Consider the following 21,667-nt stretch of genomic DNA (forward strand, 5'->3'; position numbering starts at 1 on the left):
CGGGAGAGTGACCCATGGCGTGGCTGCTCCTGGCGGGAGCCATCATCGCCGAGATCACGGCGACCACCGCCCTGAAGTTCAGCGACGGCTTCACCCACAAAGGATGGGCACTGCTCGTCGTCGCCGGATACGCCACCGCGTTCGCCCTGCTCGGCCAGGCCCTCAAACGCCAGCTGGAGATCGGCACCGCCTACGCCGTCTGGTCCGGCGCCGGCACCGCCGCCATCGCCGTCATCGGCATGCTCTTCCTCGGCGAAAGCCTCACCCTCGTCAAAGCCGGCGGCATCGCCCTCATCATCGGGGGAGTGGTCCTGATCAACCTCGCCGGCAGCGCCCCCTGACGACCCGCCCCCTCAAGGAAAGGCCCGCCCCATGACCATCCTGCACCTGGCCCTGGCCGCCGACTGGGACGCCGCCCAGCCCCAGGGGGAGTACCGCGTCTCCACCCTGGGCCGCACCCTCGAACAGGAGGGCTTCATCCACGCCTGCTGCGACCGCACCCAGCTCGACGGCGTCGCCGGCCGCTTCTACCGCGACGTCACCCAGCCCCTGCTCGTCCTGACCATCGACCCGGCCGGCCTCGACGTCCGCCTGGAGACCCCCGCAGGCTCAGCCGAGACCTTCCCCCACATCTACGGCCCGCTGCCCCTCACCGCCGTCGTCTCCGCCACCCCCTACACCCCCGCCTGACCACCCCCGATCACACCCCGGTCACCGGCACAGCACCCGCTCCAGCCGCCGCGCCGCCACCCACAACCCCACCGCCGCCATCACCAGCAGATACGCCGCGTGCCCCGCCAGCCCCCAGCCGGGCAACCCCGCCGCCAGCCCCCGCACCAACTCCACCGCGTGGAACAACGGCGCCGCCTCGACCACCGCCCGCAACACCGGGGGATAGTCCCCGACCGGTGAGAACGTCCCGGAGAACAGGAACAACGCGAACTGGCCCGTACTCACCAGATCGAAGTCCTGCCAGCCCCGCATCACCGTGCTGACGGCCATCCCCACCGCACCGAACGCCAGCCCCACCAGCAACGCCGCCGGAAAGGCCGCCAGCGCCCACCCGGCCCGCGTCAGCCCCATCGCCGTCATCACCACCAGGAACGCCCCCGTGTAGAGCGCACTGCGCGCCAGCGCCCACGCCAGCTCACCCAGCGCCACCTCCAACGGCCGCACCGGCGTCGCCAGAATCGCCTCGAACGTCTTGGCGTACCTCATCTTGAAGAAGAAGTTGAACGTCGTCTCCGACAACGCCCCCGACATCGCCGAGACCGCCAGCATCGCCGGCGCCACGAACACCGCGTAACCCACCGTCCGCCCGTCGCCCAGCCGCAGCTCACCGACCAGCGCCCCGACCCCCACACCGATCGACAGCAGATACAGCACCGGTTCGAAGAACCCCGAGGCCAGCACCAGCCAATACGCCGGACCCGACCGCAGCGCCCCCACGTTGCGCCCGGCCACCGCCCCCACCCGCGCCGGAGAGACCCGCACGGCCAGCACCGCAGAAACCATGACCGCCTCAGTCCCTCAACCGTCTGGCGAACGCCCGGACCGCCCACACCGCACCCGCACCCGCGAACACCAGCAGAACCCCCACATGCCACCCCACCGGCCACGGCGGAGCCGCCCCCAGCGTCGCCGCCCTGCACAACTCCACCCCGTGCCACAACGGCGACGCGTACGCCAGCGGACGCACCACCGGCGGCAACTGCTCCACCGGGAAGAACACCCCGCCGAACAACGCCGAAGGAATCATCACGAACCTGAACAACAACGCGAAATAACTGTCGTGATCGATGCTCGCCGAGAACCCCGTCACCGGCGCCGCCACCGCCACCGCCAGCAACGCCGCCACCGCCGGCGTCACCACCACCCACGGCGAACGCAACGCCCCGAACACCCCGGCCACCACCAGGAACACCACGACCGCGCTCTCCACCCGCAACACCACATACAGCAGGCCACCCGCCACCATGTCCCGCACCCCGACCGGAGTGGCCCGCATCGCGTGAAATCCCCGCACCCACTTGAAGTCACCCAGCACCGGGTACGTCGAATCACCCACCGCCATCTGGAACGCCGTCGAAGCCATCACCCCCGGCGCGATCCACGCCAGATACCCCACCCCGCCGACCTCACCCACATACCGGCCGACCCCCACCCCGAAACTCACCAGGAACAGCACCGGCACCACGAACGACGACAACACCGACGCCCGCCACACCCTCCGGTACAGGCACAGATGCCGCTCAAACACCGCCACCGCCGGACGAACCACCTCAATCCACCAACGTCCGGCCCGTCAACTGCAGAAACACATCCTCAAGCGAAGAACGCCGTACCAGCACACTCGACGGCACCAACCCCCGCCGCCGCACCTCCGCCACCGCCGCGTCCCCATCACCCGTGTACAGCAACACCCGATCCGGCAACGGATCCACCCGCCCGATCCCCGCGAGCCCACCCGCCACATCCACCCCCTCGGGAAAACGCAACTCCACCACCTCCGGCGCGCAGTACGTCCCGATCAGCGAACGCGGCGACCCCTCCGCGACGATCCGCCCCCCGTCCATCACCACCAGCCGATCACACAACTGCTCGGCCTCATCCATGTAATGCGTCGTCAGCACCAGCGTCGTACCCCGCTGCCTCAACCGGAACAACCGCTCCCACAACAGATGCCGCGCCTGCGGATCAAGCCCCGTCGTCGGCTCGTCCAGCAACACCAGATCAGGATCGTTCACCATCGCCCGCGCGATCGTCAGCCGCCGCTTCATCCCCCCCGACAACGGCTCGACCCTGCTGGAGGCCCGATCCCGCAACCGCACGAAATCCAGCAACTCCTCGGCCCGCTCCCGCGCCCTCGCCCGCGACATCCCGAAATACCGCGCGTACGTCGTCAGGTTCTCCCGCACACTCAGATCCGGATCAAGATTGTCCAGCTGCGGGCACACCCCCAGCCGCCCCCTGATCCGCGCCCCGTCCCGCACCGGATCCATCCCCAGAATCCGCAACTCACCCGCCGACGGCATCGACACACAGCCGATCATCCGCATCGTCGAGGACTTACCCGCCCCGTTCGGCCCCAGGAACCCGAACGCCTCACCCGGCTCCACCTCCAGATCGATCCCGTCGACCGCGACGAAGTCACCGAACCGTTTGACAAGCCCGCGCGCGCGGATCAGAGGCTCTGCAGACACGCCCGGAACGTAACAGAGACCGGCGACACTTCCGCAACCCACCAACCGGGTACGGCACCGCGGCACACGACACCGGGGGAGACCCGCCCCGGCCCCACCGGCGGCCCCGCACCGCGGCAGGGCTCCGCCGGGACGGGCACGAACACAGAACACCCCGCCCGGACGGCATACGAGACGACACACCGGGTACGGCCTTCACCACCCGGCCCCCACACCCGCAAGGATCACCCCATGGTCAACACGGCCGCCGTCATCCTCCTCGCGGCCCTCGCCGCCCTGGTGATCATCGGCCTCATCGCGCTCGCCGTACGACTCACCCAGCGCCCCCGCAACACCCTCATCGGCGGCGGACTCGGCCCCGCCCTCATCGAACAGGTCCTGCACCTCAAAGCCACCGGCCAGTTCGACCAGGCCGTCATCCTCGTCCGGGGAGAAACCGGCCTCAGCCACCGCGCCGCCTCACGCCTCGTCAGGAAGATCCACGCCCCCTGACGACCCCGCCAACCGGCCGATCACCCCATAAGCCGGATTCACCCCCGCCGCCCGGCGCACCTCACGCGCCGTCGAAGCCACATACGCCTGACCCGTCACGATCGACGAATGCCCCAGCAACTCCATCAGCTCATGCGCCGAGGCCCCCCGCTCCGCCAGCCGCGTCGCGAACTCATGCCGCAACGCGTGCACCAACGTCCCCCGCTGCACCCGATCGTGCACCCCCGCGTACCGATAACACTGCCGCACCAAATACTGCAGGCCACCCCGCCGCAACGGCTCATTACGTGTGTCCACCAGAAACACCGCCGAAGGCGGCAACCCCCCGAGCCCGAACCGCTCCAACCGGCTGCGCACATACCGATCGGCCAGCACCTCGACCGGCTCCTCGATCGGCAGCGACCGCGTCCTGCCGCCCTTGCCCACCACCTGAACCCGCCGCTCACCCGAAGGACCGCCGAACGACCCCATCGTCAGCCCCAGCAACTCCGCCGACCGCATCCCCGTGACCAGCGCCAGCGCCAGCACCACCAGATCACGCTCCACCCACGGATCACGCGCCTTACGCGCCCCCGCCGCCACCCGCTCAAGCAACGTCACCGACGCCGACCCGTCACCCAGCAACGGCTTGGGCGCCTTCGCCGGCTGCTTCGGCCGCGGCACCGCCGCCATCGGATTACCCTCCAGCACCCCCTCCGCCACGCAGAACGTCAGAAACCGGTTCCACGCACTCCACGCCCGGTTCACACTGGCCGCAGAACGCGACCCGGCGAAATCAGCGAACGCCCCCCTGACCAGCCGTGCCGTCAACACCTCCACCCGCAGATCCTCAACCGGAACCTCCGCACGCCGCGCCACCAGCTCCGCCACGATCCGCAGATCACTGTCGTAACCGGCGACCGTACTGGGGGAGAGCTTCTTGGCCCGCAACGACAGCAGGAACTCCCCGGCGACCTCCCGCAGACCACAACCGTCCATCACACAGGCGATTATGCATCCGGCCCGGGGGAGCGGCCCTCACCACCGCGACACCGATCCGCGAACGCCACAAGACGATCGTTGACCAGCTCCGGCGCCTCGAGCGCGACCGCGTGCCCCACACCCGGCACCACCTCCGCGTGCACCACCGGAAGCAACCGCCGCGCCCGCTCGACGACCTCGGCCGGACGCACCAGACTGCTGCGCCCCCCGACGATCAACTGCACCGGCACCGCCACCCGCGCCAGCTCCTCGTCACCGAACCGCCGCGCCGGGCTGCGATCCGGCCGAAACCCCCGCGCCCCGGCCACGACCGGCGCCATGATCTCCGGCCGCCCCACCAGCGCCCACTCCGCCACCACCCGGTACAGCGCCCGCCGCCACGACGGGGGAGCGGCCATCGCCAACAACGTCACCAGCAACGTCACCATGAACCGAAGCGGCACCCGCGCGAGCCCACCCGGATCGAGCAACGTCACCGACGCCAGCCGCCGGGCCCCGTACACGGCCTGGTTCAGCGCCAGCCAGCCACCGTAGGACAACCCCACCAGATGCACCCGCTCCAGCCCCAGCCCGGCCAGAACCTCCTCAAGCCAGGCCGCCGAGTCCCCGGACCCCGTCACCACCCGCCGCTGCACACCACCCCCCGGATCGTCGATCGTCTCCACCGCGTACACCGGACGGTGACACCCCACCCCGGCGGCCTGCAGATACCACATGGAGGCGTTCGCACCGTGCCCGTGCAACAACACCACCGGCTCCCCGTCCCGCGGCCCGCACCGGTAGACCCGCGTCGTCCCGAAGGAGGTCTCCACGTCGAACACCTCGTGCGGCGGCCACAACCCCATCGCCACCTCGTACGCGGCCCGGAACCTCCGCTCGGCCCGCCCATCACGAAACCGCCCGATCCCGGCACGGGTCCCACCGTCCACACGCCCTCCCGGCAAAATTGATACACACGTATACGGTACGGTTGTATCAACATTGTGAGGCCACGTCCACCAGGAAGCACCCGTGAACCGGACCGACAACCGCGAAACCCGCCGCCACGACATCACCGAAGCCGTCCTGCGCGTCATGACCCGATCAGGACTGCACGCCGTCACCATGCGCGCCGTCGCCGCGGAGGCCGGCGTCTCCCTCCGCCTGGTCCAGCACTACTTCGAGACCAAACAACACCTCATGCACACCACCCTGAACCGGCTCACCGAAGAGATGACCCAACGCCTGCGCACCCGCCTCACCGGCGCCCACCGGCCACGCGACGTCATGGAGGCCGTCCTCGCCGAAGCCGTCCCCACCGACGAACGCAGCCGCGCCTTCCACCTGGCCTACACCTCCTACGCCGTCCTGGCCGTCACCGACGAGACACTCGCCGCGCACCCCTTCCTGAACGCACCCGACGCCATGGAGACCTTCGTCACCCGCCAGCTGACCCAGGCCCGCGACGACGGAGACCTCGCACCCGGCCTCGACCCGCGCACCGAGGCCGTCACCCTGCTGGCGACCGCCGCCGGACTGGGCGTCGCCGTCCTCGCCGGGCAACGCACCCCGCAGGAGGCCACCGCGATCCTGCACAGCGGGCTCGCCCGCCTGTTCCCGAACCCCGCGAGCCCCGGAGAACAGGGAGAGGCCACGGCGGAGGAGGGCGGTCACAAGTGATGCATAAGTAAAATTATGCATCAAAACCGTCGGAAAGCCCTGGAGAGCCCGCGGTGACGCCCACACGGCGAACGCCGGCACGGGAGTTCCGTACGGCGAACACACCCGCACCGGAACACGGCGAACACACCGCGACGGCCGGGCACCGGGTAACGCGCACCGGCCGTTAAATCGATCATGAAAAACGGGGAAACGGAGCTCCCGGCACGCCCGCGGCCTCCAGGCGCGGCGAGGTTCCGGCGAGCGGCCGAACGCGGACGCCGGAGGCCCGGCAGGCCCGGACGGTCCTGGCCGGCGGCGGGACGCCGAACCTGGGCGCGCGGCTCCGGCGTCCCCTGGCTCCACCGCCTCACCCGCTTTGTCCGGAAAAATCGTGATACCAAACAGAATTGGGTTTCTGTTTGGTATAAGAAATCCCGGCCCAGGACGGGAGCACCGCCCCCACGGCCCCGGCGTCCCGCTCCCCACACAGACGACACGGAACGACGCGGGTCCGGCGCTCCCCCGCAGGGACCCTGCCCGGCGGGTCCGCCGGAACCGCGACCGGCCTCCCCCGCCGGGCCGCCGGGCCCGGGGCGAGGACGCGACGGACGGCCCATCCGGGACCGGTGACGGCGCGGTGGAGCCGGTCCCCGGTCGAGGTGGTGGCGAACGGGAGGCCGTCCCGTGCCGTGGGCGGGCGGGACGGGTCCGGTTCGCGCTCGGTTGTGGTGAAGGGGGGTGTGTCCTTTCGAAAGGTCCGCTGACGCGTCCGCCGTTGGTGTGGAATTCGTTGATGACGCGTTGGTCGAAGGGCGTGGAGTTTTTTTGTGGTTTTGTGTGTGGAGGGCGGGTGGTGTTTTCGTTCCTGTCGGGGAAAGGTTTGAGGAGTTTGTCGGCTGCCGGGTTTTTCGGCGGTCTGCGCCGGTTTTGCGGGGTGGGTCTCCGGGGGCCGGGGGTCGCCGCCCGGCGGGTCGTCTTACTCAGGTGCGGCTCGTGGCCGGTCCGGCGGGGCAGGGCCGGATCCTGGTGGTTTTCGTCCTGGAGGGTTTTTCCTGAAATGTTGTCCGGCGGCTGGGTTTTGCCCTCTTGGTTGCGGTGGGCTCCTGGAATTGTCGGTGCCGGGTTCTACGATGAGCCGACTCTCAGGAAGGGTGTTCGCCGATGCTTGACTCGCTGATTGTGCCGTTGCTGGTGACCACGGATTTGCCGCCGGACGCTGATCTGGCGGAGTTCGGGCGGCTGCTCGCCGACGCGGTGCGGGAGCCGGGCCGGGGTGCGGTGTCGTATGCGGGTTTTCTGCACGGCGCGGTGTTCTGGCTTGATCCGCCGAGGGTGTCGGCGGAGCGTGAGGCCGGGGCTGGGCCGGTGGCCGAGGAGTTGCGGTTCGCGGCGTTGCTGGGTCATCTGTCGGTGAGCGGCGGGTGCGGGCGGGTCAAGGACGTGGTGGCCGACGTGGGCAGGGCGGTGACGGAGGCGGTCACGGCTCGTTACGGTGATCTGGGGAGTCCTCCGGCGGTGATGGCGATCCGGGCTGAGGATGTGCGGGAGCGCACTCCCCCGTCGGCGGTCGCGGTCAGTACGGCCGGTGCGGTTGCCGGGTTGGTCGCGGCTGCCCGCCCTTACATGTGACTTGTCCGCCCGTGGGCGGGTGTGATCGTCTACGTTGGGCGGGTGGGCGTGGCCGGCGGTTCGCTGCGCGTCGTCGGCTGGTTTCCCCCTCTCCCCCGTGTGGGTGTGGGGTGCCCGCGGTGGTGTCCGGTGGCGGTCTGTGTGCCAGGCGGGGTGGTCTGGGGCGGGTACGGCCGGGCTGATCGTCGAGGAAGGGTGTCCGGGGAGTCATGCGGCCAGCGGGTCTGAATCGCCTCACGGTGCGGGAGTCGGCCGATCGGTATGTGGAGTTGGTGCGGGCCAAGACGTTGACGGGGGCGTTGTCTCCGGCGACGGCGGAGGTTTACGCGCGTGATGTGGCGACGTTCGTGGGGTTGGCGGGTGAGGAGACGGTTCTCGATGATCTGACCGGTGAGGACGTCGATGCGGTTCTGCTGGCGTTCGCGCGTAAGCCCGATGGGCGGCGGGCCGATCCCGGTCAGGGGGGCGGGGTGCAGTCGGCTTCGTCGCAGGCGAGGTTTCGGCGGTCGGTTTCCGCGTTGTTCAAGCACGCGTCGCTGGCGGGGTGGGTGCAGGTCAATCCGATGGCGTTGGTGACGGTTTCGGCCAAGGAGCGTGGCGGGTTGCGGCCGCAGCGGCGGGCGTTGACGCGGGAGCAGGCTCAGGGGTTGGTCGGGGCGGCGCGGGAGTTGGGTGACGGGCCGGTTGAGGAGGCGGGGCGGGCGCGGCGGCGTGATCAGCGGACGGAGTTGCGGGATGCGTTGATCGTGTTGTTGCTGTCGACGATGGGGCCGCGGGTTTCGGAGTTGGTGCGGGCGGATGTGGAGGATTTCTACACCAACGACGGGGTGCGTTACTGGCGGATCTTCGGTAAGGGCGGTAAGACGCGTGATGTGCCGTTGCCGGGTGATGTGGCGCGGGTGCTTGAGGCGTATCTGTCGTGGCGGGGTGAGGTTCTGCGGGGGGTGCAGGACAAGGCGTTGCTGTTGTCGTGGCGGGGCAGGCGGCTGGCGCGGGGGGATGTTCAGGCGGTGATCGACCGGGTGCAGCGGCGGGTTGATCCGGATCGGCGGCGTTCGGTGACGCCGCATGGGTTGCGGCATACGACGGCGACGCATCTGCTGGCCGAGGCGGTGGACATGGACGCGGTGCGGCGGGTGCTGGGGCACGGTGATCTGGCGACGCTGGGGCGTTACCGGGATGAGTTGCCGGGTGAGCTGGAGGTGGCGATGCGGGCTCATCCGTTGTTGCGGGAGCGGGGTGTTTCGGGCGGGGGCGGGGTTTAGGCGGCGCGTTCGGCGGTGCAGACCTCGGCGAGGACGTCCATGGAGATGTTCAGGGTCTGGGCGAGGGCGGCGATGGTGAAGAAGGCGGGGGTGGGGACTCTGCCGGTTTCGATCTTGCGGAGGGTCTCCGCGGACAGTCCGGCGGCGGCGGCGACCTCCGTCATGCTGCGGGTGCCGCGGGCCTGGCGTAGCAGGGCGCCCAGGCGGTGGCCGCGTTCGTGGTCGAGTTCGGTCAGTGGGGGTCGCACCATGTGCGGAAGCTTAGCAAACGTGATAACAATACCGGTATAAGTATTGGACCGGAAGGTGACACGTGGTCGAGATCAAAACAACGGCAGAACTGGAAGCCATGCGCGAGGCCGGACGCGTCGTCGCCAACGCACTACAGGCGGCACGCGACCAGGCAACCCCCGGCACCACCCTCCTCGAACTCAACGAAACCGCCGCCACCGTCATCTCGGCGGCCGGCGCCAAACCCGCCTTCCTCCACTACAAACCCCACTTCGCCCCCACCCCCTTCCCCGCCGTCATCTGCACCTCCGTCAACGACGTCCTCGTCCACGGCATCCCCGACCACTACCGGCTACGCCCCGGCGACCTGCTCAGCATCGACTGCGGCGCCTACCTCGACGGCTGGGCCGCCGACGCCGCGATCAGCCTCACCGTCGGCCCAGCCGACCCCCAGGACCTGAAACTCATCAACGACGCCGAAACCGCCCTCGCCAACGCCATCACCACCTGCACACCCGGCAGCCGACTGGGCGACATCGGCCACGCCGTCGCCACCGTCGGCCGCCACGCCGGATACGGCATCCCCACCGACTTCGGAGGCCACGGCATCGGCCGCGCCATGCACGAAGACCCACACGTCGCCAACCACGGCCGCCCAGGCCGCGGAATGACCCTCCGCCCCGGCCTCGTCCTCGCCATCGAACCCATGTTCATGGCCGGAGGCCACGACACCTACCTCACCGCCCCCGACGGCTGGGCCCTGACCAGCGTCGACGGCAGCCAAGCCGTCCACGTCGAACACACCGTCGCCATCACCGACGACGGCCCCCGCATCCTCACCCTGCCGTGAGACCCTCCGAAAGACCCTGCTCCCCCAACCTGACCATCACCCGGGTACGCAACCGATCCGGCGAAGTCCGCGCCGGATCCGACAGATAAACCTCCCGAATCGGCCCATCCGGCGTATGACCCCGCTCAGCACACCACGCCAACACAGCATGCGCGGTCAAATCAATCTGGTCATACGGCCCCACATGCACCGCCCCCGCGAACACCCCACCCGGCAGAATGTACGGCCGCGTCCCCCGCGGAGCAGGCCCCCCGAACTCCGCCGCGACCACCACCGGAATCGGCTCCCCCATCTCCACCGGAAACAAACCCGTCAACCGCAACCCCTCCTCCAACCCGCCCTCCCGGACAGCACGCACCAACGACGCCACACACGCCCCCGTCGCCCGAGCGATGTCCTGCGGCGAAACCGCCTCATCACGCACCAACACCACCTGACGGGGCCCCTGCCGCTCCACCGTCACCTCAACCGGCGGCACCCCCGACACCAACAACCGCTCCAACGTCGCCAACGTACGGCTCCGCCGCGCCAGCTCCGCCTCCAACTCATCACGCACCCGCCCCAGCACCTCAGCCACCGCCACCCCCGACAACACCTCACCGACAGCGCTCAACGGCACATCCAACGACCGCAGCAACCCGATCGACAACGCCTGCCTGGCCTGCGCCACCCGGTAATACCGGTAACCACTGTCAGGATCGATCCACGCCGGAACCAGCAACCCCAAATCCGCGTAATGCCGCAACTGCTTCACACTCAACCGGCACAACCTCGCGAACTGCCCGATCGGCAGCAGCCCATCATCCACATCCACCCCTCCAGCATGCCGCCCCCACCAGCCCGAAGACACCGCCGACAACCCGGAAACAGGACCGCCACCCACCACCCCTAAGGTGAGGACCAACCCACCCCCCGTTCCCGGTCCCCAAGGGAGAGGTCCCCCACCGTGCCCACCACGCTCCGCCTGTTCCGATACGTCGCCATCGCCGAAGCGTGCTCATGGGCCGGACTCCTCATCGGGATGTACTTCAAATACATCGCCGCCACCGGCGACCTCGGCGTCAGAGTGTTCGGCCCCATCCACGGCGCACTGTTCGTCCTCTACGTCGCCGGAGTCATCGCCGCCGCCCGCACCGCCCGCTGGAGCATCCCCACCACGGCACTCGGCCTGGCCTGCGCCATCCCCCCCTTCACCTCCCTGTGGTTCGAACGACGCATGCTCACCCGCCACACCGCCACCGTGTGACCCCCCTCACGACAAAGCGACCAACCCCCGATACTCCTCACCCCACAGATCCTCATCCGCCTCCGGCAACAACAGGACACGATCCGGCCGCAACGCCTCCACGGCCCCCTCATCATGGGTGACCATCACGATCGCCCCCGGATAGGAACCCACCGCCGCCAGCACCTCACCCCGCGACGCCGGATCGAGATTGTTCGTCGGCTCATCCAGCAACAACACATTCGCCCCCGAGTGAACCAACCCCGCCAACACCAGACGCGTCCGCTCCCCACCCGACAACACCCCGGCCGGCTTGTCGACATCGTCCCCCCGGAACAGAAAAGCCCCCAACACCCCCCGCACCTCACCATCCGTCAGATGCGGCGCCACCTCCACCAGGTTCTGCCGCACCGTACGATCCCCCCGGACGGTGTCGTGCTCCTGCGCGAAATACCCCAGCCGCAACCCCTGCCCCCGCACCACCCGGCCACCATCCGGCTCCTCCCGGCCCGCCAGCACACGCAACAACGTCGTCTTGCCCGCACCGTTGAGACCCAGCACCACCACCCGGGCACCCCGATCCACCGCCAGATCAACCCCGTCCAGCACCCGGCGGCCGCCATAGGACTTCGACAGGCCCACCGCACCCAACGGCACCCGCCCACACGGCTCAGGCTCCGGCAGCCGAATCCTCGCCACCTTCTCCGCACGCCGCACCGGCTCAAGACCGGCCAGCATCCGATCCGCCCGCCGCGCCATACTCCTGGCCACCACCGAAGTCGCCGAACGCGCCTTCATCCGATCCGCCTGCGCGTGCAACGACGCCGCCTTACGCTCAGCGTTCACCCTCTCCCGCACCCGCCGCCGCTCATCGGCCTCACGCTGCGCCAGATACGCCGCCCACCCCGTGTTGTGCACATCGACCGCACCCCGCACGGCGTCCACATGGAAGACCCGGTTGACCACCCCGGCCAGCAACGCCGTGTCATGACTGATCACCAACAGCCCACCCCGATACCCCAGCAGGAAAGACCGCAGCCACGCCAGCGCGTCGACATCCAGATGGTTCGTCGGCTCATCCAGCAACAACGTGCCCCCGCCGTACCCCGCGAACAGAATCCGCGCCAGCTCGACCCGGCGCCGCTGCCCACCCGACAACGCCCCCAACGGCTCCGCCAACACCCGCTCAGGCAACCCCAGACCGGCCGCCACCCGAGCCGCCTCCGCCTCCGCCGCATACCCGCCGCCCGCCTGGAACTCCGCCTCCGCCCGCGCGTAACGAGCCATCGCCCGCTCCAACGCGGGCCCCTCCGCCCCGGCCATCGCCCCCTCAGCCGCCCGGAGACGACGCGAAACCGCATCCAGGCCACGAGCCGACAGAATCCGATCGGTGACCGAGACCGACTGATCAGCGGCCCGCGAGTCCTGCGCGAGGAACCCCACCGGCCCCCTACGGGTGACCGTCCCCCCAGCCGGCTCCGACAGACCCGCCAGAACCGACAACAACGTCGTCTTGCCCGCACCGTTACGGCCCACCAGGCCCACCCGATCACCGGGAGACACCGAGAAGGAGACATCGGACAGCAACAGACGCGCGCCGGCCCGCACACCGACACCACAGACAGTAATCACGAAAAAACGCTCCGGATAGCGAAAAGGACACACTCCTGACGTGGAAGCGAGTCCTCAGCTAAGAAATCCGGGCGAACATCCCCCCACCATAGCCGCCACCCCCCACCCCCTCACAACCCCAATACGGCCCCCACCGCCGCCCGGCACCGCACCGGATCCTCAAGCAACTCCGCACACCCACCCAGCTGATCCACCGACCCCGTCAACGGAAACCCCCTGACCACCGGATCGACCACCCCACCGGCCAACGCCTCAGCCACCCCCCACGCGCCACCACCCCGCACCGCCGCCCCCAACCCCAGCCGCCCGTGCAACACCGACACCCGCTCGACCGCCTCCCCCAAACACCGCTCACGAACCCGCCAATCCCCCGCCCCCACCGCCGCCGACAACACCTCACCCAGCTCCGCCGTACCGGAAAGCCGCGCGAACGCACCCCCAACCCACTTCGCATACGGCGGATACCGGCGCCGCACCAGCAACACCAGCCGCATCAACTCCCCCACCAGCGACGCCGTGAACACCGCCGACCCCAGATCGTCGCCCGTCTCCCCGCACCTCCGGGGAAAGGACTCCAACCGCGCCACCCGCCGCCACTGACACGCCAGCACGTAACGCTCCAGATCAGCCGGATACCAGCGCAACACCGAACGAACCCGCTCCAGAACCCCCAGACCATCGTGGAAAACCTCACCACCGGTGACCTCCGCCAACCGCTGCCAGGGAACCGACAACCAATCCAGCACCCCGGCCCCGGCCAGCGGATCGAACCCCAGCCTGCCCGGCAACCACACCGAGGGCTCCACCACCCGGACCCCGCCCTCCCCCACCACGACCGGATAACCACCGAACACCCGGGGCAACGCCTCGGCCAGCGACGCGGTGACCTCACCCACCGACCCCTCGGGAACGAACACCACCACCCGCGGCCCCCAGCCACGGGCGGCCGAACGCTCGGTGTCGAACGCCAGCACCTCCGAGCCCGGCCCGATCAACGCCGCGCTGTGCGCGACGCCGGCGATGACGGGCCGTACCTCCTGCGTGTAGAAGTCACGTGAAAACTGCAGACCAGGGACAAAACTGGACATCACTCCATTCACTCTGCCTGCCGGAACCGCCTGGCGCACCGGGTTTTCTCCCCTCCGGAGGAGGCCTCTCCTTCCTCGATGAGGGGTTTTTGTGGTGTGTGAGGAAGGGCATCCAACCCGGTTGCTTTACAATGTAGATTTTCAGGGTTCGATAAGGTCGCCGGGTGAGCGTGCCCGTGCTGCCCGAGCCCTCCGGGCCCGTCGTCGAACCCGCCCGTGATCCCTACCGGGTGTACCTCGACTCCCTGACCAGCTCCGAGTCCCGCCGCGCCATGCGCGGCTGCCTGGACCGCCTGGCCGGTCTCGTCTCCGGCGGGCAGGCCGCCAGCGGTGAGGGCCAGCCCTGGCATCTGCTGCGTTACGAGCACACCGTGCGCCTGCGCACCCTGATGACCGAACGCGGCTGGTCGGCCGCCTATGTCAACAAACACCTCGTCGCGCTGCGCAGGGTGCTGCGCGAGGCGTGGCGCCTGGGCCAGATGACCGCCGAGGAGTACCAGCGCGCCGCCGACCTGCCCACCGTCGAACACACCCGTCTTCCCGCGGGCAGGCACGTTCCGCCCGAGGTCGTCGGCGCCGCCCTGGCCGCCTGCGACGACGACCCCTCCCCCGCCGGGACACGCGACGCCGCCCTGCTCGCCGTGCTGTACTCCACCGGCTGCAGGCGCGCCGAGATCGCCGCGATGGCCCTGGACGACTACGACCCCGGGGCCCGTTCCCTGCGGGTGCGCGGCAAGCGCGACAAGGAACGGCTGGTCTACCTGACGTCCGAGGCCGTCGGCAGGCTGGAGCGGTGGCTGGCCGTACGGGGGCGTCCCGCCGGGGCGCTGTTCTGCCCCATCGGCCGGTACGGCTCGCTCAGGACCACCGGGGCCGGGCCCGCCCCCATGACGGGGCAGGCGGTCGCCGACATCCTGGCCAGACGGCTGGCTCAGGCCGGGACCTCCGCCCGCACCCCGCACGACTTCCGGCGCACCTTCATCGGGGAGCTGCTCGACGCGGGCGTCGACCTGGCCACCGCCCAGGCCCTCGTGGGTCACTCCTCCCCCGCCACCACGGCCCGCTACGACCGGCGCCCCGAACGGCGCCGCCGTGAGGCGGTCGACAGGATCACCCTTCCCCCCGCCAGACCGCTGTGACCCGCAGGCGCCGGCCCGCCGGCCGGGCCGTCAGCCGGGCCTGCGCAGCGTGCGGCGTACGGCCAGCCCGGCGAGAGCCGCCGACGCGAGCGTCAGGATGCCCGCCTCGGTCCACTGGAAGCGCCAGAACCTGGACGGCGGGTGGTAGTACACCGCGTGCCGGTACCCCTTGCCGAACAGGCACGCCTCCCACGCTCTGGCGTTCCTGTCGCTCCGTCCCATGTCCGCCCGGTGCGGGCAGCCGCCGACCGACGGCTCGGTGACCTCCCTGCCCGACGGCTCCACCCAGGCGGCGCCCACCAGCCGGGCGTCCGGGTCGGCGAGCAGCACGTCGCCGGACAGCTCGGCGCGCACAGGTTCGGCGTAGTGGTCGCTCAGCTGGAACAGCGTGAACATCGTCACCGTCACCCCCGCCACGACCAGCGCCATCGCGGGCAGCGTCCGCCGGAACAGGGCGCCGGCCGCGACGCCGAGCATGAACGCGTACAGCCACCACACCCCGGGCTGGACCCCGACCATGTTGAACACGCCGATGTTGCCGAAGGTGGAGTCGGCCCCCTTCCTGAACACCGGCCGCCACAGGCTCACCATGAGCGACAGCAGCAGCCCCCCGGCCGTGACCGTCGCGCCCAGGACCGACAGCTTGACCAGCAGCCACCGCCGTACGGACACCGACTGGGTCCAGGCCAGCCGGTGGGTGCCGCGCTCGTACTCGCGGCCGAGCAGCGGCGCGCCCCAGAACGCCCCGATCAGTGCGGGGGCCACCAGCGGCATCCATCCGAAGATCGTGTAGACCGCGCCGTAGCGCCGCCCGAGCGCCACCTCCAGCTCTCCGCACGCCACGTCGGGCCCCGGGCAGCCCGGCGGGGCGTGCTCGGCCACGTACCGGCCCGCCTCGACGGCCGAACCCAGCAGCAGGAGCCCCAGCAGGGCCAGGAAGCCCGCCGTCACGAGGATCTGCGCCCGGTGCTGGCGCCAGGTCACCCAGATCACGCGTCCACCCCCGCCGGTCGCGGCAGGGCCGCCGACTCGGGGCTGCGCAGGTAGCCCATGACGAGTTCCTCCAGCCCGGGGTGTCGTGCCCGCCAGCGCGGGTCGGGCGGGCACGGTCCCCTGACCAGCATGCCGGTCTGCCTGCCGGTACGGCTCTCGCTCACCACCCGTACCCCCGCCGCCGTGGCCTCCCGCGGCCCGGTGAGCACGAGGTGCTCCCGGAGCAGTTCCTCGATGTCACCGCTGACCTGCAGCCGTCCCCCGTTCAGCACGATCAGCCAGTCGCACGTCTCCTCCAGGTCGGAGACGACGTGCGAGGACAGCAGCACGGTCAGCTCCCGATCGGCCACTTCCGCCATGATCGAACGCATCACGTCGTGACGGGCCAGCGGGTCGAGGTTGGCCAGCGGTTCGTCCAGGATGAGCAGGTCCGGCCGGCCGGCCAGGGCCATCGTGACCGCCACCTGCGCCCGCTGCCCGCCCGACAGCCCGCTCACCTTCCGTTCCAGCGGTATGCCCAGCCCGGCGAGCCGGTCGACGGCGGAGGCCTGGTCCCAGCGGGCGTTCGTCCGGCGGCCGAAGGTGAGCATGTCGGCGACGCTGAAGCCGTCGTACAGCGGTTTGTCCTGCGCCACGAACGCGGCCGTACCGGCCACGCGGACGCCCCCCGACCTGGGCCGCAGCAGCCCGACGGCCGCGTGCATGAGTGTGGTCTTGCCCGCCCCGTTGGGTCCGACGAGCGCCGCCACCCGGCCTGCGGGCAACGACAGCGAGCAGTCGCGTAACGCCCATGTACGGCGATAGCGAACACCCAGCCCGGTCGCCTCCAGGACGGGCCTCATGCCACGCCCTCCTTCGCGGCGTCGGTCAGGACCACGGCGAACAGCGCCCGGAGATCCTCCTGGTCGAGTCCCGCCGCGCGGGCCTCGGACACCCACGCCTCCAGGGCGCGCCGCAGCCGTGTGTGCTCGGCGAGCGTCGCGCCCGCGACACCCTGCCGGACGAACGTCCCCATCCCCGGCCGCCCCTCGACCAGGCCCTCGCGCTCCAGCTCCCGGTAGGCCTTGAGCACGGTGTTGGGATTGATGGCCAGGCTCTCGACCACCTCGCGGGCGGTCGGCAACTGGTCCCCGGGACGGAGCACGCCGAGCCGGAGCGCCTGTTTCACCTGGTGAACGAGCTGCAGGTACGTGGCGACGCCCGAGCCCCTGTCCAGGACGAACTCGATCAACGAAAACACCCTTTCACTATTCGATTAGTGAAAGGGTGTTGGAGCCGGTCGTCCGCTGTCAACCCGGCCCCGCGTGCGCGCTCCGTGCAGGGCCCCGCGCACGGGCCCGCGCCGCATCGGAGCTGACACACCGGGCCCGTTACGGAATAACCACCGCCCGGCGTCCGTTAGAGTGATCGTGCCGATGTGGTTTGTGTCCCCCGGGCCGCAAATTACCGCCTTCACGGAATACCGTTCGGCTGGAGCCGTGTTGTGCCTCTCGCCGAGGAGGCGACCGCCACATCGGCTCAAACGTTGCGCCCCGTGGGAGTCCGCTCCCACGGGGCGTTCGTTTTGCGGTTTCCTCTCGTGGGAGGCCTCCGGCTTTGGAGGGAGGCTACAAACATGAAGACGCCGCCTGTTCGGGTGCACACACCAGCGGGACGCCGGGACACCGCCTAGTGTGGTGATCCCATCTGATGAGGAGAGCCCGTGCTCTATCGCCTGACCAAGATCGTCAGCGCTCCTTTCCTGCACCTGATGTGGCCGACCACGGTCACCGGGGCCGAACACGTGCCGGACACGGGACCGGCGATTCTGGCCTCCAACCACCTGTCCGTGGTGGACTCCACCTTCCTGCCGCTGGTACTGCCCCGCCAGGTGCGTTTCGTCGCCAAGGCCGAGTACTTCACCGGCAACCCCGTCACCGCCGCCTGGATGCGGGCCACCGGGCAGCTCCCCATCGACCGGCAGAGCCCGACCGCCGCGCAGGACATGCTGGACGCCGCCGCCAAGGTGCTCAAGGACGGCGAGCTCTTCGGCATCTACCCCGAGGGCACCCGTTCCCCCGACGGCCGTCTCTACCGCGGCAAGATCGGAGTCGCCTGGCTCGCCCTGGCCACCGGCGCCCCGGTCATCCCGGTGGCGATGAAGGGCACGGACAAGGTCCTGCCGATCGGCACCGGCGTGCCCAGGTTCGGCAGGGTCGGCATCCGGATCGGAGCCCCCCTGACCTTCACCGGTTCGCACACCGACGCCCGTGACCGCCGCCGGGTGACCGATGAGATCATGGACGCGATCCACGTGCTGTCCGGCCAGGAGCGCGCCCCGGGATACGCCCCCAGCCGCAGTAAGGACAATTGACTATTTGTCGTCACAATTCGGGGCGTTCACGCTAGGCTGCGACCTTCGGGCACGGACAACTGGGGGGGTAGCCAAGTGCCGAAGGGCAGGACGATCGCGATCACGTCGGCAGCCGTCGTACTCACCGCGGGGGCGGCGGGTGCCGGGGCCTGGTGGTTCCTGCATACCAGAGGCACCCCCCAGGAGACCGCTCAGCGATTCGTGACCGCCTGGCAGACGGGCGACCTCGCCGCCATGCGCGCCGAGACGGGCACCCCCGCCCCGGCGCTCGCCAAGACCTATGAGGACATGCGCAGGAACCTCGCGGTCGAGTCGGTCTCCATCCGCCTCGGCTCCGTCCGCGAGACCGGCGACGGCACCGGGGAGGCCGCCTACACCGCGACCCTGCGCCTGCGCGACATCGGCCAGTGGGACTACACCGGCACCCTCCCCCTGGCGGTCGTCGACCGCAACTGGCGGGTCAAGTGGTCCCCCGCCGCCTTCCACCCCCGCCTGGCCGACGGCTCCGCCTTCGCCCTGAAGACCAAGTGGCCGCAGCGCGCCCAGATCACCGCCGCGGGCGGCGAACGCATCGACACCGGCGACGCCGGCGGCTCGGTCCAGCAACTCGTCGGCTACCTCGACAAGGCGACCGACAAGGACGTCAAAACCCTCGGCGCGCCGTACAAGGCGGGCGACCCGATCGGCAGGGGCGGGCTGCAGCAGACCTTCCAGCGGAGCCTGGCGGGCGCCCCCGCCACCGAGATCCAGATCGTCGGACCCGGCAAGACCGCCAAGACCCTCGACACGATCGAGGGACACGACGGCCAGGAGGTGAAGACCAGCCTCGACCTGCGGGTCCAGCGCGCCGCGGCCGACGCCGTACGCGACCTCAAGCAGACCGCGTCACTGGTGGCGGTCAAACCCTCCTCCGGCGAGATCCTCGCCGTGGTCAACAACCAGGGCGGCTTCAACCGCGCCCTCGACGGCAACTACCCGCCCGGCTCCACCTTCAAGGCCGTCACCGCCGTCGGACTGCTCGCCTCGGGAATGACCCCCGGCGAGGACGTCACCTGCCCCAAGGACGTCACCGTCGGCGGCCTGCCCATCCGCAACTCCCACCACGCGGGCTACGGGGCGGTCACCCTTTCCGACGCCTTCGCCTACTCCTGCAACACCACCTTCGCCCCCCTCACCAAGGAACGGCTCGGCGCCGACAAACTGCTGCGGGCCGCGGAGCTGTTCGGCTTCAACAAACCGCTCACCATCGGCGTCCCCGCGACCAAGGGAAGCTTCCCCAGGGCGCAGAGCGACGCCGAACTCGCCGCCGAGTCCTTCGGCCAGGGCCGCATCACCGCCAGCCCCCTGGTGATGGCCTCCGCCGCTGCGGCCCTGGCCGACGGCACCTGGCGGCCGCCCACCCTGGTCCCCGCGCTCAAGCAGAAGGCCGAACCCCGGGAACTGCCCTCCGGAGTCCTGCAGGACATGCACAAGATGATGTCCGCGGTCGTCACCAAGGGAACGGCCAAGGACGCCGGCCTGCCCGCGGGCACCCGCGGCAAGACCGGAACCGCCGAGTACGGCCCGCAGGACGACCTCAAGACCCACGCCTGGTTCATGGGCTTCCGCGGCGACCTGGCCTTCGCGGTGATCGTCGAGGAGGGCACCGGAGGCGGAGCGGTCGCGGCCCCGGTGGCGGCGGCCTTCCTGCGCGCGCTGGGCTGAGGCTCCCCACTCCCCGCCCGAGCCCGCCGGGTCCTCAGAGAGGGAGCGCCGCCGCGGCCTCGTGACGCAACACCAGGACGAGCAGCATGGCGATCAGGATCGCGATCAGCATCCAGCTGACCACGATGACGACCGTCGTCCCGCGCGGACCCCTGGCCGGGCCGCCCTCCCCGCCCTCCCCGCGCACACGGCGCCTGCGGCGGCCCTCCTGACGCTGGACACGCTCGTTGAACGACTCCAGCCGAGCTGCCAAGCGTGGGTCCTCGTCGGTGAGGTGACGCTCGATCTGCAGCAGCATTCGCTCCTCGTCTTGCGACCAGGCCATGCCGTACCTCCCCGGGACGCAAGGCGTGTGCCGGTTTCCTGCCCAATCATGAAGATCGTTATCCATTTACATGGCGGCGATTTACCGCTTCTTTCCGCCCCCGCCACCTGTGTTCCCCGCGGCCTGCGACGTGGGCGAACGCTCTCCCGCAGCGGTCCTTTCCGTGACCCGGCGGCCGCCTTCCGCCAGCCCCGGCAAACCACCGGGCGGAGCCGACGACCGCACGGACGTATGACGCTCCTGTTTTCCGTGAACAGATCCTCGCGGCCCGCCTCACCACCGCGATCACGACCGGCGCACCGGCCACAACCCCGCGTCACCCGCGCGCGGCGGGGTCACGGAAACGACCGTGCGATCTAGCTTGCTAGGATGCTAGCATCGGCGTCATGGGTGACGCGGAAGTCAAGCAGTTCAACGTGTACCTCCCGACAGGGCTGATCAGACAGGTTAAGCACCACGCGATCGAGCAGGGCATGTCCCTGTCCGCGCTGGTCGCCGACGCCCTGCGCGCCTACCTCGACGACACCCCCGGGCAACAACGGCAATCACCACACAAGGAGTCATGACAATGACGACCCAAGGACTCGAGGCGGTGTTCCTGGAGACCCACAACTGGGGAAGAACCGCGAGGTTCCTCCAGGCACTGGGTTTCGAACTGGAGATCTCCACCGGCGACGGCTCCGGCGTCTTCCGCAACGGCGAAGGCCCCTATCTCGTCACCGTCGAAATCCCCGAGAACCGCGAACCCCGAGTACAGCTCGCCCTGAAGGTGGCCGACGAGGACCTCTTCCACACCGACCCGGCCGTCGAAGTGGTCACCCCGTTCGAGGACACCCACTACGGGACCCGGGAGATGACCGTCCGCGACCCCGACGGGCGGCTGTGGAGCCTGCAGGCCCCCGCCAAGAGCTGACAG

Annotated in this window: 26 protein-coding genes; 13 read left to right on the top strand and 13 right to left on the bottom strand. The window is 70.0% G+C overall.

Features of this window, described 5'->3' with window-relative positions; all coding sequences use genetic code 11:
* Window positions 1-14: 14 nt before the first annotated feature.
* Both ABT340_RS21155 and ABT340_RS21160 read left to right on the top strand, forming a co-directional pair.
* Window positions 15-341: a DMT family transporter gene (locus ABT340_RS21155; protein WP_352012497.1), complete on the top strand. Its 327-nt coding sequence runs from the start codon at window positions 15-17 to the stop codon at window positions 339-341.
* Between the two features lie 31 nt (window positions 342-372).
* Complete coding sequence (locus tag ABT340_RS21160; RefSeq protein ID WP_352012498.1) at window positions 373-690, top strand: DUF952 domain-containing protein; 318 nt, start codon at window positions 373-375, stop codon at window positions 688-690.
* Between the two features lie 21 nt (window positions 691-711).
* Here ABT340_RS21160 and ABT340_RS21165 read toward each other — a convergent pair whose 3' ends face one another.
* Genes ABT340_RS21165 through ABT340_RS21175 form a run of 3 tightly spaced genes read right to left on the bottom strand, consistent with a single transcriptional unit; the run spans window position 712 to window position 3,203 of the window.
* Window positions 712-1,515, bottom strand: coding sequence for an ABC transporter permease (locus ABT340_RS21165; RefSeq protein WP_352012499.1), 804 nt, complete (start codon window positions 1,513-1,515; stop codon window positions 712-714).
* Between the two features lie 7 nt (window positions 1,516-1,522).
* Window positions 1,523-2,266, bottom strand: coding sequence for an ABC transporter permease (locus ABT340_RS21170; RefSeq protein ID WP_352012500.1), 744 nt, complete (start codon window positions 2,264-2,266; stop codon window positions 1,523-1,525).
* Between the two features lie 16 nt (window positions 2,267-2,282).
* Window positions 2,283-3,203, bottom strand: coding sequence for an ABC transporter ATP-binding protein (locus ABT340_RS21175; RefSeq protein WP_352012501.1), 921 nt, complete (start codon window positions 3,201-3,203; stop codon window positions 2,283-2,285).
* A gap of 231 nt (window positions 3,204-3,434) precedes the next feature.
* Here ABT340_RS21175 and ABT340_RS21180 point away from each other — a divergent pair, with 231 nt between their 5' ends.
* Window positions 3,435-3,695, top strand: a complete 261-nt coding sequence (locus ABT340_RS21180) for a hypothetical protein (protein ID WP_352012502.1) — start codon at window positions 3,435-3,437, stop codon at window positions 3,693-3,695.
* Here the strand turns inward: ABT340_RS21180 and ABT340_RS21185 are convergent.
* Both ABT340_RS21185 and ABT340_RS21190 read right to left on the bottom strand, forming a co-directional pair.
* Window positions 3,663-4,673 carry a tyrosine-type recombinase/integrase gene (locus tag ABT340_RS21185; RefSeq protein WP_352012709.1) on the bottom strand — a complete coding sequence of 337 codons (1,011 nt, stop codon included), beginning with the start codon at window positions 4,671-4,673 and terminating at the stop codon, window positions 3,663-3,665. The genes ABT340_RS21180 and ABT340_RS21185 overlap by 33 nt on opposite strands.
* A gap of 11 nt (window positions 4,674-4,684) precedes the next feature.
* A complete protein-coding gene (locus tag ABT340_RS21190; protein WP_352012503.1) occupies window positions 4,685-5,605 on the bottom strand; it encodes an alpha/beta fold hydrolase in 921 nt (306 codons plus the stop codon).
* Between the two features lie 82 nt (window positions 5,606-5,687).
* Here ABT340_RS21190 and ABT340_RS21195 point away from each other — a divergent pair, with 82 nt between their 5' ends.
* The 3 genes from ABT340_RS21195 (at window position 5,688) to ABT340_RS21205 (ending at window position 9,211) form a co-directional block, all read left to right on the top strand.
* The gene (locus tag ABT340_RS21195; protein WP_352012504.1) at window positions 5,688-6,335 is read left to right on the top strand and encodes a TetR/AcrR family transcriptional regulator; all 648 of its coding nucleotides are present in this window, start codon (window positions 5,688-5,690) and stop codon (window positions 6,333-6,335) included.
* 1,143 nt (window positions 6,336-7,478) lie between these two features.
* Entirely contained in the window at window positions 7,479-7,946 is a 468-nt protein-coding gene (locus ABT340_RS21200; protein ID WP_352012505.1) for a hypothetical protein, read from the top strand.
* A 263-nt stretch (window positions 7,947-8,209) separates the two neighbouring features.
* The gene (locus ABT340_RS21205) at window positions 8,210-9,211 is read left to right on the top strand and encodes a tyrosine-type recombinase/integrase (protein WP_352012506.1); all 1,002 of its coding nucleotides are present in this window, start codon (window positions 8,210-8,212) and stop codon (window positions 9,209-9,211) included.
* On the opposite strand, the gene ABT340_RS21210 is transcribed toward ABT340_RS21205, so the two are convergent.
* Window positions 9,208-9,462 carry a helix-turn-helix domain-containing protein gene (locus tag ABT340_RS21210; protein ID WP_352012507.1) on the bottom strand — a complete coding sequence of 85 codons (255 nt, stop codon included), beginning with the start codon at window positions 9,460-9,462 and terminating at the stop codon, window positions 9,208-9,210. The genes ABT340_RS21205 and ABT340_RS21210 overlap by 4 nt on opposite strands.
* A gap of 62 nt (window positions 9,463-9,524) precedes the next feature.
* On the opposite strand from ABT340_RS21210, the gene map reads away from it, so the two are divergent.
* Entirely contained in the window at window positions 9,525-10,292 is a 768-nt protein-coding gene (gene map / locus ABT340_RS21215; protein ID WP_352012508.1) for a type I methionyl aminopeptidase, read from the top strand.
* Here map and ABT340_RS21220 read toward each other — a convergent pair.
* On the bottom strand, window positions 10,279-11,106 hold the full coding sequence (locus tag ABT340_RS21220) for a MerR family transcriptional regulator (protein ID WP_352012509.1): 828 nt from the start codon (window positions 11,104-11,106) through the stop codon (window positions 10,279-10,281). The two genes, map and ABT340_RS21220, sit on opposite strands and share 14 nt — an antisense overlap.
* Window positions 11,107-11,238: 132 nt before the next feature.
* Here ABT340_RS21220 and ABT340_RS21225 point away from each other — a divergent pair, with 132 nt between their 5' ends.
* Window positions 11,239-11,538: a DUF3817 domain-containing protein gene (locus ABT340_RS21225; RefSeq protein ID WP_352012510.1), complete on the top strand. Its 300-nt coding sequence runs from the start codon at window positions 11,239-11,241 to the stop codon at window positions 11,536-11,538.
* Window positions 11,539-11,544: 6 nt separating this feature from the next.
* Here ABT340_RS21225 and ABT340_RS21230 read toward each other — a convergent pair whose 3' ends face one another.
* The gene (locus tag ABT340_RS21230; RefSeq protein WP_352012511.1) at window positions 11,545-13,149 is read right to left on the bottom strand and encodes an ABC-F family ATP-binding cassette domain-containing protein; all 1,605 of its coding nucleotides are present in this window, start codon (window positions 13,147-13,149) and stop codon (window positions 11,545-11,547) included.
* Between the two features lie 110 nt (window positions 13,150-13,259).
* On the bottom strand, window positions 13,260-14,237 hold the full coding sequence (locus ABT340_RS21235) for a DUF4037 domain-containing protein (protein WP_352012512.1): 978 nt from the start codon (window positions 14,235-14,237) through the stop codon (window positions 13,260-13,262).
* A 164-nt stretch (window positions 14,238-14,401) separates the two neighbouring features.
* Here ABT340_RS21235 and ABT340_RS21240 point away from each other — a divergent pair, with 164 nt between their 5' ends.
* Window positions 14,402-15,376 (top strand): tyrosine-type recombinase/integrase, encoded by a 975-nt coding sequence (locus tag ABT340_RS21240; RefSeq protein WP_352012513.1) that lies wholly within the window; start codon window positions 14,402-14,404, stop codon window positions 15,374-15,376.
* A 30-nt stretch (window positions 15,377-15,406) separates the two neighbouring features.
* On the opposite strand, the gene ABT340_RS21245 is transcribed toward ABT340_RS21240, so the two are convergent.
* From ABT340_RS21245 to ABT340_RS21255, 3 genes are read right to left on the bottom strand one after another with little or no spacing between them, the layout of a single operon-like run.
* Window positions 15,407-16,369 carry an ABC transporter permease gene (locus ABT340_RS21245; protein ID WP_352012514.1) on the bottom strand — a complete coding sequence of 321 codons (963 nt, stop codon included), beginning with the start codon at window positions 16,367-16,369 and terminating at the stop codon, window positions 15,407-15,409.
* On the bottom strand, window positions 16,366-17,211 hold the full coding sequence (locus tag ABT340_RS21250) for an ABC transporter ATP-binding protein (protein ID WP_352012515.1): 846 nt from the start codon (window positions 17,209-17,211) through the stop codon (window positions 16,366-16,368). The genes ABT340_RS21245 and ABT340_RS21250 overlap by 4 nt, the downstream gene beginning before the upstream one ends.
* Window positions 17,208-17,609, bottom strand: coding sequence for a GntR family transcriptional regulator (locus ABT340_RS21255; protein ID WP_352012516.1), 402 nt, complete (start codon window positions 17,607-17,609; stop codon window positions 17,208-17,210). The genes ABT340_RS21250 and ABT340_RS21255 overlap by 4 nt, the downstream gene beginning before the upstream one ends.
* Window positions 17,610-18,071: 462 nt before the next feature.
* On the opposite strand from ABT340_RS21255, the gene ABT340_RS21260 reads away from it, so the two are divergent.
* Entirely contained in the window at window positions 18,072-18,722 is a 651-nt protein-coding gene (locus ABT340_RS21260) for a lysophospholipid acyltransferase family protein (RefSeq protein WP_352012517.1), read from the top strand.
* Between the two features lie 75 nt (window positions 18,723-18,797).
* On the top strand, window positions 18,798-20,426 hold the full coding sequence (locus ABT340_RS21265) for a penicillin-binding transpeptidase domain-containing protein (protein ID WP_352012518.1): 1,629 nt from the start codon (window positions 18,798-18,800) through the stop codon (window positions 20,424-20,426).
* Between the two features lie 34 nt (window positions 20,427-20,460).
* On the opposite strand, the gene ABT340_RS21270 is transcribed toward ABT340_RS21265, so the two are convergent.
* Window positions 20,461-20,751: a DUF3040 domain-containing protein gene (locus tag ABT340_RS21270; protein WP_352012519.1), complete on the bottom strand. Its 291-nt coding sequence runs from the start codon at window positions 20,749-20,751 to the stop codon at window positions 20,461-20,463.
* 386 nt (window positions 20,752-21,137) lie between these two features.
* Here ABT340_RS21270 and ABT340_RS21275 point away from each other — a divergent pair, with 386 nt between their 5' ends.
* Window positions 21,138-21,317: a ribbon-helix-helix domain-containing protein gene (locus tag ABT340_RS21275; protein ID WP_352012520.1), complete on the top strand. Its 180-nt coding sequence runs from the start codon at window positions 21,138-21,140 to the stop codon at window positions 21,315-21,317.
* 2 nt (window positions 21,318-21,319) lie between these two features.
* Entirely contained in the window at window positions 21,320-21,664 is a 345-nt protein-coding gene (locus tag ABT340_RS21280) for a VOC family protein (protein WP_352012521.1), read from the top strand.
* Window positions 21,665-21,667: the final 3 nt, after the last annotated feature.

Origin of the sequence: Streptosporangium sp. NPDC000239, assembly GCF_040300765.1 — a bacterium.
Classification (GTDB): Bacteria; Actinomycetota; Actinomycetes; order Streptosporangiales; family Streptosporangiaceae; genus Streptosporangium.